This window comes from Nostoc sp. (assembly GCF_036916655.1).
Lineage (GTDB): Bacteria > Cyanobacteriota > Cyanobacteriia > Cyanobacteriales > Nostocaceae > Nostoc.
Map to the genome: position 1 here is coordinate 1 of NZ_JBALFY010000056.1, position 15,121 is coordinate 15,121.

The window sequence follows — 15,121 nt, forward strand, 5'->3', positions numbered from 1 at the left end:
GGTCAGTGGAGTATGCTTTCATTCCAGATACACTTTGCTACAACATTCATCATCTTCCCACATTGTGTATTTCACTCAAGCGAGAACCGCTATATCTGGTGGACAACAACAAAGAGTAGCGATCGTCCGAGCGATCGTCAATCGTCCCGTAGTACTCCTGGCCGATGAGCCAACAGGCGCACTTGATTCGCGTACAACCCAAGAAGTCTTAGATATTTTTGGCGAACTCAATGTCAGTGGAATTACTGTCGTGATGGTGACACATGAACCAGAAGTTGCCCGTCAAACCCAGCGCATTGTTTGGTTCCGTGATGGCCAAGTAGTACACTCCAACCTTACCCCAGCCGACTTGAGTCAGTTAGCCATCTCATAGGTTCTTTAAGTCCGCGTATGCGGACTTAGTTTGTGTAGCCGCACCTATGCCAAAACTGATTACAAACTTGACGTTTTCCCAGTTTCGGCTTGCGTTGCGATCGGCTTGACATCGGTGTAACCCAACTCACCAGCTATTGTCCGAAACACTGACATTTGTTCTTCAAAATCTAGTTCTTCAATTTGGGAAACCAGATCGTTAATTGCCTTACTTGACTGGTAGCTAGCTGGTAGCCCAACCACCGTATCCCCCATAGCTACCGCCCAAGCATACCAAACTAACAACTGATTATTTTCTTTGATTGCCCCATAAGCACGAGAATATTCTGTGTCTTTGCGGTTAACAATATCCCGCATAATGTCTAGTTGCTGCTCATCGGATAATTCAAAATAATCTCCTAGCAGAAGTGGTGCTAACTCTGGTTCAGCCGCAGCAGGAGCCGCTGGCGTAATCGAATCACCCATTTTTTCATAAACAAAATAGAACCAAGCTAATTTGGCATCGGTATCTAAGGCGTTAAACCCATCCACCAATTTTTGAGTTTCATTGCTCTGAGCTTGAGAAATTGTTTTGTCGTAACTTGCAGTCATTATTATTTGTCTCCAACAGAATTTTATAAGCCAGACTAAGTGTTACCAGAATTCGAGAATTAGATTCTACTATCGATAGAAAGAGTTAAATTAATGAATATTTACAGATTTAATCTACCTTTTAATAGAGGTAAAAGTCTCTCTGAAGGAAGCAAGAAAGCAGCGGATTGCTTTGCTATTATCATTCAAGTAAGCAATAAAAAATTTACCTTAAGGTTTTAATTATGCCTGATGAAGTAAAGCCCAATTTAAATGAATCTCCCACTCATGATTCACAATTAGCTGCTGAAAGCATAGCTAGTGGTAACGAAAAAGCACCAACGGTAGATTTTGATGCTGACTATGCCGCTGCACAACAATTCAGTGTCAGCGAAGTTGATCGCACAGGCCAAGGTGAAGCAGCAGCCGAAGCAGCCACAGCACCTAAATATAAAACCTCTAACCCACAAGAGACAAAAACTGAAGCGCAGTCAACAGGTAATCCTGATGATTATCTAGAGTTAGCAAAGGAAGTTGGTAATTCTAATACTGAAGGTGTAACTAGTGTCAGTGATGATTTAGTAAAACAAGCTTTAGAAAAGGGTGAACGGAAAAATTAGGTTTTCCTGATATCTTGCTATTTTGTTAGGTTGGGCAATGTCATAAATATTGAAATTGGAGTTTTCGGTATTGATTAGACATTGCCCATTTCACTATTCTTGTAAAAAACTTCTGGGTTGGATAGATTTTTCTCTAGCTTGCATAGCAAACCTAAGTAAGTCGATGAGAAAAATTCAATGTATGTAGAAGAAATATAATTTAGCTGTAGGGTGTGTTATGCCGTAGGCTAACGCACCTGAGATTGTTGACGGTGCGTTGCGCTTTGTGACAACACACCCTACATTAAAATTCCTTAACATAGCTGGAAAAATTAGCACCGACTTACTTGTATTAGGACTATCTTTTTTTACATAGTTATTATTCAAATTACTACAAAATGGGGATGAAAGGTCTGCCGTCGGCAGCCCCTTCATCCCCATTTAAAATGATTATCATTATTGTTGATGGAATAGTTTATTTTCTGGAAGTCCCTGAATAGTCAATTTCCACTCATCATTTGTTGATTAGCAGAATTTTATCGCAATTTATGCTTAGTTTTGGGGCATTGGTCACATTGGATAACATCAGGAGTTGATAACTAGTCTAATTTATTGTTGTAGCTGGGCAAAAGTTCAACTTTTTTTACTTTAATATTTAGCCAACTGTGCGTTGCAATGCTTCGATACGTCCATAAGGGCGCTGTGCTGCACCGGACTATTAACCAGGAGACTACAGCAATGATGAAAGCTGAAGATATCATGACCAAAGAGGTAGTTACCATTCGCGGTTCGGCAACTGTTGCTGAAGCGGTGGGGCTGATGAAGGACAAAGGATTACGAGCGCTGGTTGTGGATTGTCGCCATGAGAATGACGCTTATGGCATTGTCACAGCAACGGATATTGTCTATAAAGTAACAGCCTACGGTAAAGATCCCAAGCAAGTGCGGGTTTTTGAAATTATGAGCAAACCCTGCATTGTTGTCAATCCTGATTTGGGTGTGGAATATGTAGCACGCTTATTTGCTAACACTGGGATTCATCGCGCACCTGTGATTCAAGGTAAGCTGTTGGGCATCATCTCAATTACCGACATTTTGACCAAAAGCGACTTTGTGGAAGCGCCAAAAGCGCCACTGCTGGAGGAGAGAATTCAAAAAGCAATTGAGCAGGCTCGTGCTATTTGCACCGAACAAGGTGCTTATTCTAAATCCTGTGCGGCGGCGTGGGATGAGGTAGAAGAACTCCAGGCAGAAGCAGCTCATCAAAAAGCTGAGGGTATGGTATCAGCCAAAGTCTCTTTTGAAGAATACTGCAAGGAAAACCCACATGCACCGGAATGTCGAAATTATCACCCATAATTGAATGAAGAGAAAAGGGGCATTGGGCATTGAAAAGAGGCAGAGGGGCGGGATGCAGGGGGCGGAGGGGAATAATTCTCTCTTGCTTCCAGCTAAGAGCTTCCCTGCTCCTCTTCTGCGCCTCTGCGCCCTACTTCCTGCTATCTCAATTTACCGTCTAGCAACTCGCATCAACAAGAATAGGCCTATTCCCAAAAAAAGAAAGTTGGGGAACCAAGCTCCCATAAAGGGAGAGAGGACACCTGCTTGTGCGATCGCACCACTAATAAAGAAAATTAAGTAGTACGAAAATATTACTATGACACTAATCCCAAAGCTGGTACCTCTGCCAGTCCGCTGGGGTATGCTTCCCATCGCTGCGCCGACTAAGCCAAAAACTACACATACAAAGGGCAAAGAGATTTTTTGTTGAATCCGCACTTCAAGTTTACGAATTTTTTGGCGATCGCCACCGAGATGTTCTACTTCTAGTTGATCTAATGCTTCAGAAATATTCATCTCACCATAATCCCGGCTTTTTTCTGCCAGACTTAATGGCGTGCGCGGTAGTTGCAGTTGTTGGTGTTCAAATCTAACAATGTTGCGATAAGAGCGATCGGCAGCGACGAAATAGATCGTACCGTTGTAAAAATCCCAGATATTTTGAGAAGGGTTCCACTGGGCTGAATCTGATACCACAATTTGATTCAGACCTTTTGTTGAGCGATCTATAATCGTCAAACCTGTCATACGCTTACCATCAAATTGGTCGGCGTAAAACAAGCGTGTTAATATCCGATTCTTAGAACCATCCGGCTGGGTAACATCCTGGTATTCAGGATAGAAAATATTTTGCTGTTTTAAAATTGGCTTGTCTGACTTCAGGGCTTTATCCAGAGTCATCGCCGCTTGATAATTTGCTGCTGGTGCAATTTGTTCGTTAAACACAAATGTCAACCCTGTAACCACAAGACTTAACATCACACCAGTTAGCACCATCCGATAGACACTTACGCCACAACCACGCAAGGCAATTAGTTCGCTCTCGCTAGAAAGACGACTGTAGGTCATCAAAGTCGCCAGCAGCGTAGACATGGGGAAGGCTAAAACGATAAAGTTGGGAAATTTTAACAAAAAAACTTGAATAGCTGTATCTATGGGTAGCCCAGATTCTACGATTTTTCTGATGAGATCAAATACAGCATCAATGGTGACACCAAGTGATGAAAAAGCTCCGACACCAAAGAAAAACGGCGCTAACAATTCGCTAGCAAGGTAGCGATCCATGATCGTAAAAGGCAGCAGCGAATAGGGACTGTTAAAAGACGTGAGTTTCTTTGAGATCATAAGCAACTTGAAAAGTTAAATATTGGCAACCCTGGCAAAGTATATCTACTGTATTTAAGTAGATCAGCGTAAAAATTTGTCGTTGGAATCAGGCAAGGGAGTTTTAGTTTAGTTTATCTTTGCCTCATATAGTTTGGTTTGATAAAAGGCAGGGGCAGGGGAAAAGGTACAAACCTCACCCGTGGCGTGGTTTTTCTCCCCTGCTCCCTGCTCCCTGCTCCCCTGCTTTTTCATTGTGCCAACTTACTTAGTATGAAAATTAAATTTTCAATAGCCAAAAATTAATTCAGAAATTTATGCTGAAGAATAAAAAATCAAAATTATTCTTTGAAAGAAATTATTAATTAAATAATTGTTAATTTAGGCTTGAAAATTATCCCCTAAATAATATTGCCGCACAAGGGAGTTGCTATAGAGTTCGTCAGCAGTGCCAAAAGCGAGGATTTGTCCCTCACGCATGATGTAGGCGCGATCGGTGATGGCGAGGGTTTCGCGGACATTATGATCTGTAATTAAGATTCCCATACCGCGATCGCGCAGTTGTGCGACAATTTGCTGAATTTCTGAAACTGCGATCGGATCAACTCCCGCAAATGGTTCATCCAAAAGTAAAAATTTTGGTCCTTCTCGCCCAGCAGCTAAAGACCTTGCTAATTCCGTCCGTCGTCGCTGACCTCCAGAAAGTTGAATTCCTTTACTCTTAGCCAATTTTTCCAACCGAAACTCCTCCAGTAAAGTTTTGAGTCGTCTTGACCACTCCCATCGTGGCACATTAGTTTGCTCTAGCACTAACAGAATATTATCCTCTACCGAGAGTTGGCGAAAAACACTTGCTTCTTGTGCTAGATAACCAATACCCAATCGTGCCCTTTTGTCCATTGGCATTCCCGTCACGTCTAGACTACCCAGCCAAACTTTTCCTTGATTGGGTTTTTCTAAACCTGTGGCAATGTAAAAAGTCGTCGTTTTACCAGCCCCATTGGGGCCTAGTAAACCAACGATTTCGCCCTGAGCAACAGAAAGATTGACACGATTGACAATTACTCGCTTGCCGTAAGATTTGTGAATATTCTCTAAAACAATTTTCACGCTGGAAGCACCCTTTATTGGTGGTAAATGCTAATTAGCAGGCTTCAAAGGTGGTGTTTTTGGGGCAGGTGTTGCACTTTGTCCACTATTCTCTGATTCCTGGATCATGTAGATGGACTCTACTTGACGATTGGATTGGGGTAAAGCCACAAATCGCCCTTCATCAATTAAATAGGTTACTTTCTCTGCTCGAATACTGTTACCGCCCTGTTGCAAAATATAGACATTGCCACTGAAATCAATTCGGCGTTCTTTACTAAAATACTGTGCTTGGGCAGATGTGGCCTGAATTTGGCGAGCAGGATACAACATTTGCACATTACCGCGAGCGGTGATTACTTGGTTTTTAGCATCATATTCTTGCACATCAGCGCGGATAGTCAGGGGGCGATTTGCCTCAGCTGTTTGTGCAGTAGCGGTTTGCACTTGGGTAGGGAAGGCAAAAGCGCCCAAGAGTGCAGCTGGTAGCATTAAAGCTAATCCAAAGCGACGCATCTGGGATATGGGCAATTGATAGCAGGGCATCATAGCAATTGGGGATTTAGGATTTCAGCTTGCATTCTAATTATCTCAAGTACTTTATCCAGATTATGAAATATACAATCTGGAGTGATTTCCGATAACTACTGGCTGAAATAGTGACGCTACCCCCAACCTCAAGGTTTCAGGAAATCGACATCTGAATTAAAATGACGAGGCAACCATAATTAATTTCACCAGATATCTAATCAGTAGCCAGCACAATTGTAGGCAACAATAAGACTTGGTTTTCACCCAGATCGCCAGATGCAATCAAGTCTTGCCCTATTTGTTGTAATGTCGTCAACAACACTGCACTCTGACTCAATAGCTCATCTACGTCAACGCCACTATAAATAGATGGATAACGGCGTAGGCGATTGCTGCCTTCTCCCAATAGAATTACAGCACCTCGCCAATTCCGATTCTCCAAATGATACAGCGCTACAGCAATTTGCAAAATGCCTTGATAAAAGGATTTTTCCGGTTCACCAGCTTCCATCCACAAAGCCTCTAAAGTGTCATGACAGGCGTAGAACTGACCAGAATTGAACTGTTCTACGCCCTGCCAAAACTCTTGGGGTATGGTTTCGCTCATCCCATACTATCTCGCACTTCTTTGATTGTTTCGAGAGAGATTTCTTGTTTTTCTCCAGCAAACTCGTTGTCAGGGGTGAGGAACAACATACAGTGACACTCTTTGCGTTCTCTCATTGGCACACAAGGACAGTTCCAATATGTGGCGTGAACCTCAGCTTCTTTATCTTCATAATGGCGACAAGGACATAAAGGCGCACCCAGTTCGTCTTTATGTTTAGCTAGTCCTTCAATCACCACTGCGGTGACAGAAGGTTCAGAACAGAAGTATGTTCCAGTACGCTTGGCGTATTGTTCAGAAAAATGCCGCATTGCCTCTAGGCTTTTATCGCTGGATTTTGTGTTATGTTCTGATGTGATCATGTCGCTCATAATTTAAATATTTCTTTGCATTGTACCTCAGCCGCACTAGAGGATTACTGGGTGTATTTCCCCAACCTTGCTTGCTCCAATTGTCTTACCTACGCTCAAAGCCTGATATATCTGGTTGCTGGGATTAGACAAAATCTAGGAAATCATAAAAGTTTAACTTGCGTGGGGACTGGGGACGCGTAAGGGCAGGGAGCAGGGCAGGGGAGAAGAATTTACCCCTCCGCGCCCCGCCCTCTGCCTCTTTTCAATGCCTTTGCAGTTTATGACCGTAATGTTTTTTGTAGTTGGGCTTGCAGTGGGCGTAGGCGTAGTCCGTCGGAGACATCGCTTTGCAAAACTATACCAGGATGCTCCCAATTAATTACCTCTGGTTCAGCTGGTGCAGAAATATTTGGCCACAAAACCCAGCGACTACCTTGAGGAAGAGTAGCAAGGCTCAGGGGGTTTTGAGTTAGCCAAATCAAGGGATAGCTTTTAGGAACTACTGAACTGGCATCTTCTAAGGCTGTGGTTGCTGCTAAGGTTTCTAAAACAAAGCGATCGCCTTTAATTAAATTTGTTGATGCTGTCCATAGTTGCACCTCTAGTTGTTGTTGCTGTGCATAAAAATACAGTGAAGCTGCGGCAATTACTGCTTGTTCAAAGTTTTCTTCTTCCCAATTGCTAGCACTGTCAAGGGCAATAACTATTTCTTGTCCACCTGTGACCATTTCTAATTCCCGCACCCTTAATTCTCCATAACGGGCGCTAGTTCGCCAGTGAATCAGACGGGTGGGATCTCCGACACGGTAAGGACGGAGCGATCGCACTAGCCCGGTTGTGGCTGTCTGCAATGGTCTACCACGAGGATCGCCCCTTTTGCTCTCTTCTTGCCCCATTTCATCTACCAAGGGGCAGGTAGCCAAGGGTAACACTGTCGGATAAACGATCGCTGTAGCAGCACAATCACGCTGACGGCGACACCAAAATAACCCTAAAGGCGCACCAGAACCGAGTTCTACTGTGTGCCAGCGATAAACACCCCGGCGCTGAGTTGGGTGGTAATATACCCAACGGTAACTACCTTGGCTAGGAATTGTCTCGATTGCTTTTTGTACTGGTTTCCCTAAGACAAAGGGCAGTATATCTTCAACTTGCAATAAACTTACAGGCTGCTGTGTATGATTGCAGATTTCTAATTCCACCGTTAGATCGTCGCCTGCTGACACAGGTTGCATGGGACGGCGGGTGATGGATAGACCTGTGAGCGATCGCGGCGGTAAGATGGCTGCTACACCCAAAAGGGCAAAACTAATGCCGCTAATGGCATATAGCCAACCAGCCATCGTATTGATACCTGCGCCAAAAAAACAAATAGCCGTTGCTGCTAGTACCCAACCGCCATAAGCAGGGGCACTGGCGCGGGTTTCTAACCAATTGGTGATGGGTTTGATGATTTTCATGTTTCTTTTTTAACCCAACACTACCCCAAATTCACAGTGTCTCAGGGATTGCGCCTGATGTCGTTATCGAAACCGCTCTAGAATTTGTTGACTACGGTACAATTTACCACAATATCTGCACAGGATAATTTTCAAACACGCTATCTCTACTAATTACAGGTATGCCCTTCACCAAACTTTGAGAAATTATGAGCCGATCAAATGGATCTTTATGGTAAAAAGGTAACTTTGCTAACTCATCTAAATGTTCTGGTCGTATTTCAAGCAATTCAATAGCATTACCATAAACTTGTTGCTTAACCAACTTAGTAAAAGTCATTTCCAGTTTTAGCTTGTCGATACTGACCTTGATAGAAATTTCCCAAAGACTCGCAATGCTCAAAAATCTTTGATTTCCCCGATCTTCAATCAAGTTTTTTGCTGTGTCACTGAGGTTAAAACTGCCCTCAATAAACCATAAAAACGTATGAGTATCGAGCAGGAGTCTCATGGAGCGTATTCCTCAAAATCTGCCAACGGCTCATCAAAATCATCTGACATTTTTACCAAACCCCTAGCACTACCAAACTTGGGGCGTACTTCTACTCCATGAAGTGGCACAATTTTGAAAGATGTCCCATCATTACGCATGATGATGACTTCTTCTCCAGCAGCCGCCTCTTCAATTAATTCTGCTAGGCGAGTCTCAGCTTCTTTCAAATTAACTTGGTGCATTGATAGTCTTTACCAAAACCCGATATTTTGAATATAACTTCTTCGTCAGTTATTGACTCAAGGATCTTTTTATGTGGACAATGGCGATCGCAGTTTCACGAATAGTCATGAGAATAATCCTTTTTCAGTCCTCTTCATTGTTACTCAAGGATCTGAATAAATGCACGGCAAGGGCGATCGCTTTCTGTAAGAATGCCTACTGGTTAGCGAAGTCTACGACGGTCTACACCTCAACCGCTTGGCTTTTGCAGTGATGGAATTAATGGGCGATCGCTTATCATCGATAACCTTTCAACTGCGCTCTCATCGGTATCTAAATTATTAGAACGCAATAAACTTCATTATTATTCTGTTTCCTTGTTCTCACCTTCCTCAATTTCAACTTCTTCCAAAGACTGTCCATCAGTACTGAGTAATTGCCAAATATCACGATAAAATAAATTGTCAATGGTCTGGATGTGTTGTGAAAGCAATCCATCCGTAATCATATTCGGACGAATATCGCAGTAATATACACCGTCAAGTGGATTTAGTTTGATGGTGTAGGCTTTGAAGTGTCCTGGCAAAAACGTTGCATTAATGCCATAACGATTTTGCTGCTTTGCTTTTTTTCTCTGCACATCGTTCAAGAAAATTGCTATGTGAGGCAAAGCAGTGCTGGTTAGCTTGTTGTATAAAAACTTATCTACAAAAATTTTATCAATACGGTCTTTACTCGAAGTTTTAACCGAACCAATTATCTTTAGTTCGTCGTCTTTACTAATTAACAAGTCATGCTGATAGCTAGTATGAAATAATATTGATCCGCTCTCGTCTCTAACTGGAACTTGTACTGTTCCAGAAACGCAATCTAGGTTGAGAGATGCAATCAAAAGACGAATTAGACGCTCGAAAAGATCCCCATTCACTTTACGAGCTTGATTAGACTTTCCAGAAGGTAATGCGTCGAGGGTAGCCCCAATAGCTTGCTGAATGGTATAAATGGTAGAAATGACAACCTGTCTCAAGGAGTCATCAGGTAACTGTCTCTCTCGCAACTGTTCAAGAGCTTGTAAAAACTGATTAGAAGCAATATCAAATGTTTCTACTTCATACATTAACTGAGTATTTATCGGGCGAGTAATGTTGTAATAACCATCATCCCGATATTGATAAAACTGGTAATGATTTTCATTTTGTGAAACAATTCTGGCTTGTAAGCCCATCGCTATAAATTGTAGATAATTTCTACAAAAGGTAATGTAGTCTTGAATAGTCTGAAAACGTTGTTTGTCTACTGCGTGATTTACCAAATCCTCTAGACTCATCGGATAGACTCTCTTCGTTCTGCATTTTTACGATCAAAGGCTATCCATTCTTCCTTTGTCATGCGACGAACATTTTCTAATCGTCTAGTTGCCCAACAGTTGTACTCAATATTTAGATCACATCCCATCCAGCGACGGTTAAGTTGCTCTGCAACCACAAGAGTTGTTCCTGATCCTGAAAATGGGTCAATGACCAAATCTCCTTCATTGGATGATGCAAGAACAAATTTTCTCAATAATTCTTCTGGCTTTTGAGTTGGGTGGGGTGTTGTCTCACCCATTCCATTACAAGTAGTAGGAATCTCTATTACGTCTTTAGGCTTCGCACCTTTTGGGTTAGGTGTCCAGTTATTGTGTTTCTTGATTGCTCCCTTTCCGTAGGCACTTGTCTCTGCTTGCGGGTGAGATGGATATTTTAATGTATGTGCGCCATAAGGAATTCGCACATCGTCAATACTTAGTTTAACGGCATCAGATTTACGAAAATGAATGATGCTTTCATGAGAACGTCCCCAATCACTACCTAAGTTAGCCTTGTTTTTATAGTGCCAAATTAACCAACGACAATTTTTGAAATATTTTGATGCTGGATGCTTTAAATCAGCCAAGATTTCGGAAAAACCACAAATATAAAAAGAGCCAGTTGACTTGAGGATACGTGAAGCTTGACTAATCCATCGAATTGACCACTCAATATATTTCTCTTGGTTTTCAAAGTTGTCCCAGTCAGCTTTCTTAATGTTATAAGGTGGGTCAGCAAAAACTAAATCAACGCTTTCACTCTCAAGCGATGCAAGCCAATCAATTGAATTACCTTGATAAAGCTGTCCATGATTATGTGTATATTGCAATTGAAATCCTTGTGTTAAAGGTTGCAACTCTTGTTCACCGACTTGTTGCTCTGGAACTTTAACATCTAGAGAGATTTGTGCCATGTTCAATGCACTATTATTGTTCATCCTTCGCCACTTACACAAACGTCCGGTGTTGGTTATATTACAAAGATACATCTGAACACTTAATCTTTCATAGCAAGTCGAATCCGAACCTAATTAGATAGGCAGGTGTAACTAACAAATTAAAAAGCCCGCTAATGCGGGCCTTCTAAATCAATTAATAGACTTTACTTACCGTTTCGCCAACTTCTTCGACATCTTCCGCAGACGAATCGATTGAGGTGTAACTTCCACCAATTCATCGGGGCCGATGTATTCCAAAGCACGTTCTAAACTCATGTCTATCGGTGCTTGCAGTTGCACTAGTTCATCGCCACCAGCCGCGCGGTGGTTGGTCAACTGCTTAGTCTTACAGATATTTAGTTCCAAATCTTGGGAACGATTGTGTTCTCCCACGATCATGCCTCTGTAAACCTTTGTGCCGGGAGTAATAAAGAATGCTCCTCTATCTTCGGCATTTCTCATGGCGTAGAAGGTCGAAACACCTTCTTCAAAGGAGATTAAAACGCCTTTGTTACGGGCTTCAATATCACCACTGATTTGACGGTAGTCTAAGAAGCTGTGGTTCATGATGCCTTCGCCACGAGTCATCCGCATGAATTCACCCCGGAAACCAATCAAACCACGGGCGGGAATGACAAACTCTAACTGGGTGCGATCGCCACTACCTGGCTGCATATCTTGCATTTCGCCTTTGCGTTGTCCCAGGCGTTCAATACAGCTACCCACACCATCAGCAGGAATGTCTAACACCAAGAGTTCAAAAGGTTCGCAAGGTTGACCGTTGATTTCGCGGTAAATTACCTGTGGCTGAGATACCTGAAACTCGAAGCCTTCCCGGCGCATGGTTTCAATCAAGATACCAAGGTGAAGTTCACCACGACCGGAAACGAGGAATTTATCGGGAGAATCGGTTTCTTCGACACGCAAAGCAACGTTGGTTTCGAGTTCGCGGAAAAGGCGATCGCGAATTTGTCTTGATGTCACCAACTTACCTTCTTGACCTGCAAAGGGCGAATCATTCACCCAGAAGGCCATTTGCAAGGTTGGTTCATCCACTTTAATTAGTGGTAAAGCTTGCGGTTCATTGGGGTCAGTAATCGTTTCCCCAATATAAGCATCAGCAAAACCAGCCACCGCCACAATATAACCTGCGGTTGCTTCTTCCATCTCTACGCGCTTCAGTCCATCAAAGCCCATCAATTTGGTAATTTTGCCCTTGACAATAGTACCATCTTCTGTTACCAACGCTGCTTGTTGTCCTGAGCGGATAGTACCGTTGTGAATTCTGCCAATCACAATCCGTCCCAGATATTCAGAATAATCTAGGGTTGTAACTTGTAATTGCAGAGGCTTATTGCTGTCGCCTACTGGTGGTGGAACGTGTTGCAGAATCGCGTTAAACAGAGGTTGCATATCTACCGATTCTGCTTCCAAGCTTTCTTTGGCGAAACCTCCCATACCGGAGGCAAACAGATAGGTAAAATCACACTGGTCTTCATCTGCCCCTAATTCTAAGAACAGATCCAATACTTTATCAACAGCAACGTGGGGGTCAGTTTGACCACGATCGATTTTGTTGATGACAACGATGGGGCGCAGCCCTTTTTCTAAAGCTTTTTTGAGAACAAAGCGTGTTTGGGGCATGGGGCCTTCATTGGCATCGACAATCAGAAGACAGCCGTCAACCATGCCGAGTACCCGTTCAACTTCACCACCAAAGTCAGCGTGTCCAGGAGTATCAACAATATTAATTAGTGTTTCTTTGTAGCGAACTGCCGTATTTTTGGAAAGGATAGTAATACCCCGTTCCCGTTCTAGGGCGTTGGAGTCCATAACGCAATCCGGAACGTCTTCGCCTTCGCGGAAAATGCCGGATTGTTTGAGGAGTGCGTCAACCAGGGTGGTTTTGCCGTGGTCAACGTGGGCGATAATGGCGACGTTGCGAATTGGGAGCGTCATAGAAGCTTTTGGTGAACTCTAGAGGGTGTTTATAAGATTTACATTTGAATGCTAGGCTGTTTTAACAGAATTGGGGATGATCAGCAAACTCTGTAAAGAACCTTTAATAATTCTAGCGTAATCGTCACAATTGCGGTGAGTTTTGTAAACCCGACAATGATGATGTGTGGTAATTACGGCATTGCTGGGATAAAAAAAGCTTCTGTTAGAAACAGGTGTTGGTTAAAGGGCGGTATTGTTTTTGAGAATTGCGGTTGATTTGGCGAGAGTAATGAGTCGAATAGAGATGAAGTTGCTGGCTGCTGAAAGTCAAGTGATTTCGTGTTTGGGATCAAAAGGAAGCGATCGCCTAGCCTTGTTTTTACTGGCTAGAATAGGGTGAGTATCTCTATAAAAATTATTCCTAGCGATCGCCATTGCCTATGTAGAGACTTTACAATGCAACGCCTCTAGTTAAGGTATATTTCTAAAAACGAATAAAATGACAGCGATAATTATATGGTCTGCTGCCTAAATCCTAATTGTGAGAATCCCCAAAATCCTGACGATGCAAAATTTTGCCTTCGTTGCGGTACAGAGTTGGTATCGCTACTAAGAAATCGTTACCGAATTATCACGCCATTGGGGAGAGGAGGGTTTGCACGCACATATATCGCAGAAGATATAGATAAGCTCAATGAAAGATGTGTTGTTAAGCAACTTGTTCTTAGTCAATTTTATGGCAGCCAGGGTAGTCAGGCACATAAAAAAGCGACTGAGTTGTTTGAAAAAGAGGCTAAACGTCTCAAAGAATTAGGAGAACATCTCCAAGTTCCCAATTTGTACGCATATTTTAAGGAAGCTGAATATCTGTATTTAGTGCAGCAGTTTATCGAAGGACAAAATCTGTTGCAAGAGTTAAAACAACAGGGAGTTTTTGATGAAGCCAAAATTCGAGATTTTTTAAAAGATTTATTATCTGTATTGATAGATATACATCAACAGCAGGTAATTCACCGAGATATTAAACCAGAAAATATTATTCGCCGTCAAAATGATCGAAAGTTAGTATTAATTGATTTTGGGGTGGCAAAACAAAATACGGAAGCTACAAATACTGCAAGAGGGACAATTATTGGTTCATTAGGTTATGCACCAATTGAGCAAATGCAGGCGGGTAAAGTTTTTCCATCCAGTGATATCTATAGTTTAGGAGTAACTTGCTTTCACCTGCTGACTAATATTTCTCCTTCGAGTTTGTGGGTGAAACAAGGATATGGTTGGACTTCTAGTTGGCGACAGCATTTAACGCAACCCATAAGTCAGGAATTAGGGATGATTCTTGATAAGTCACTACAAGAAAACCATGAGCAGCGTTATCAATCTGCACAGGCTGTCTTAGAAGACATAAAGAAGCTGCCACCGCTAAAGTATACACTAGCTTCTACAGTTATTCCACCGACTTTGCCATCAGGTTCGCAACCACAAAATCAACATAAATCAACTCGATATCTACCGCAGTTTTCTAATATTAAGTTATTGTTTGGAGCAATAATAGCTGGATCGGGTAGTTCATTTTTAGCGATCGCACTTATAAGTTTCCTCGGAACTACTTGGATTAGCTCTGGATTGTGGTTACTAATTTTAGGAGGATTGGTTTTTATTCAATCTCGACCGCTTGTAGAAAAAACTTATTTAATTATTATTTCTATAATCGCAAATTTACTCGTTATCTTTATTTTCAGAAATCTCCTAATCAATAATCTTTTCAAAATTGGTGTTAATGGACTGCTACTTGTAGGATTACTAATTATTCTGACAGGTTTATTGACAGTTATTATTATAGGTGTGTCTGAAATAATCAATAGAGTTATTTCTAAATATTTTTAAATTTTTGGTCTGGCTTAAATGTCATAAATCTCTTGAATTTAGATAAAATTTGTAGAATTTGGGTAATT

General features: G+C 42.1%; 16 protein-coding genes. 4 read left to right on the top strand and 12 right to left on the bottom strand.

What is annotated here, in order from left to right:
- Positions 1-373, top strand: a 373-nt coding sequence (locus V7L31_RS13655) for an ATP-binding cassette domain-containing protein (RefSeq protein ID WP_334696722.1), incomplete at its 5' end; no start/stop codon positions are given.
- Between the two features lie 59 nt (positions 374-432).
- Here V7L31_RS13655 and V7L31_RS13660 read toward each other — a convergent pair.
- The gene (locus tag V7L31_RS13660) at positions 433-963 is read right to left on the bottom strand and encodes an orange carotenoid protein N-terminal domain-containing protein (protein ID WP_334696723.1); all 531 of its coding nucleotides are present in this window, start codon (positions 961-963) and stop codon (positions 433-435) included.
- Between the two features lie 224 nt (positions 964-1,187).
- On the opposite strand from V7L31_RS13660, the gene V7L31_RS13665 reads away from it, so the two are divergent.
- Complete coding sequence (locus tag V7L31_RS13665; protein ID WP_334696724.1) at positions 1,188-1,562, top strand: hypothetical protein; 375 nt, start codon at positions 1,188-1,190, stop codon at positions 1,560-1,562.
- Between the two features lie 717 nt (positions 1,563-2,279).
- Positions 2,280-2,900 carry a CP12 domain-containing protein gene (locus V7L31_RS13670; RefSeq protein WP_334696800.1) on the top strand — a complete coding sequence of 207 codons (621 nt, stop codon included), beginning with the start codon at positions 2,280-2,282 and terminating at the stop codon, positions 2,898-2,900.
- Between the two features lie 150 nt (positions 2,901-3,050).
- On the opposite strand, the gene V7L31_RS13675 is transcribed toward V7L31_RS13670, so the two are convergent.
- The 11 genes from V7L31_RS13675 to typA form a co-directional block, all read right to left on the bottom strand.
- Positions 3,051-4,166: an LptF/LptG family permease gene (locus tag V7L31_RS13675; RefSeq protein ID WP_334696801.1), complete on the bottom strand. Its 1,116-nt coding sequence runs from the start codon at positions 4,164-4,166 to the stop codon at positions 3,051-3,053.
- A 420-nt stretch (positions 4,167-4,586) separates the two neighbouring features.
- Complete coding sequence (gene lptB, locus V7L31_RS13680) at positions 4,587-5,315, bottom strand: LPS export ABC transporter ATP-binding protein (RefSeq protein WP_334696725.1); 729 nt, start codon at positions 5,313-5,315, stop codon at positions 4,587-4,589.
- Between the two features lie 30 nt (positions 5,316-5,345).
- The gene (locus tag V7L31_RS13685) at positions 5,346-5,843 is read right to left on the bottom strand and encodes an LptA/OstA family protein (protein ID WP_334696726.1); all 498 of its coding nucleotides are present in this window, start codon (positions 5,841-5,843) and stop codon (positions 5,346-5,348) included.
- A gap of 196 nt (positions 5,844-6,039) precedes the next feature.
- Positions 6,040-6,432, bottom strand: coding sequence for a DUF309 domain-containing protein (locus tag V7L31_RS13690; protein WP_334696727.1), 393 nt, complete (start codon positions 6,430-6,432; stop codon positions 6,040-6,042).
- On the bottom strand, positions 6,429-6,794 hold the full coding sequence (locus V7L31_RS13695; protein ID WP_229461688.1) for a ferredoxin thioredoxin reductase catalytic beta subunit: 366 nt from the start codon (positions 6,792-6,794) through the stop codon (positions 6,429-6,431). The genes V7L31_RS13690 and V7L31_RS13695 overlap by 4 nt, the downstream gene beginning before the upstream one ends.
- Before the next feature lie 269 nt (positions 6,795-7,063).
- Positions 7,064-8,245: a DUF58 domain-containing protein gene (locus V7L31_RS13700; protein WP_334696728.1), complete on the bottom strand. Its 1,182-nt coding sequence runs from the start codon at positions 8,243-8,245 to the stop codon at positions 7,064-7,066.
- A gap of 103 nt (positions 8,246-8,348) precedes the next feature.
- A complete protein-coding gene (locus tag V7L31_RS13705) occupies positions 8,349-8,735 on the bottom strand; it encodes a type II toxin-antitoxin system VapC family toxin (RefSeq protein WP_334696729.1) in 387 nt (128 codons plus the stop codon).
- Complete coding sequence (locus V7L31_RS13710) at positions 8,732-8,959, bottom strand: type II toxin-antitoxin system Phd/YefM family antitoxin (RefSeq protein WP_334696730.1); 228 nt, start codon at positions 8,957-8,959, stop codon at positions 8,732-8,734. Before V7L31_RS13710 ends, V7L31_RS13705 begins: the two co-directional genes overlap by 4 nt.
- A gap of 344 nt (positions 8,960-9,303) precedes the next feature.
- Entirely contained in the window at positions 9,304-10,266 is a 963-nt protein-coding gene (locus V7L31_RS13715) for a hypothetical protein (protein WP_334696731.1), read from the bottom strand.
- Positions 10,263-11,201, bottom strand: coding sequence for a DNA-methyltransferase (locus V7L31_RS13720; RefSeq protein ID WP_334696732.1), 939 nt, complete (start codon positions 11,199-11,201; stop codon positions 10,263-10,265). The genes V7L31_RS13715 and V7L31_RS13720 overlap by 4 nt, the downstream gene beginning before the upstream one ends.
- Positions 11,202-11,393: 192 nt before the next feature.
- The gene (gene typA / locus V7L31_RS13725; protein WP_334696733.1) at positions 11,394-13,184 is read right to left on the bottom strand and encodes a translational GTPase TypA; all 1,791 of its coding nucleotides are present in this window, start codon (positions 13,182-13,184) and stop codon (positions 11,394-11,396) included.
- 498 nt (positions 13,185-13,682) lie between these two features.
- Between typA and V7L31_RS13730 the strand changes: the two genes are divergently transcribed.
- On the top strand, positions 13,683-15,053 hold the full coding sequence (locus tag V7L31_RS13730) for a serine/threonine-protein kinase (protein WP_334696734.1): 1,371 nt from the start codon (positions 13,683-13,685) through the stop codon (positions 15,051-15,053).
- Positions 15,054-15,121 lie beyond the last annotated feature (68 nt).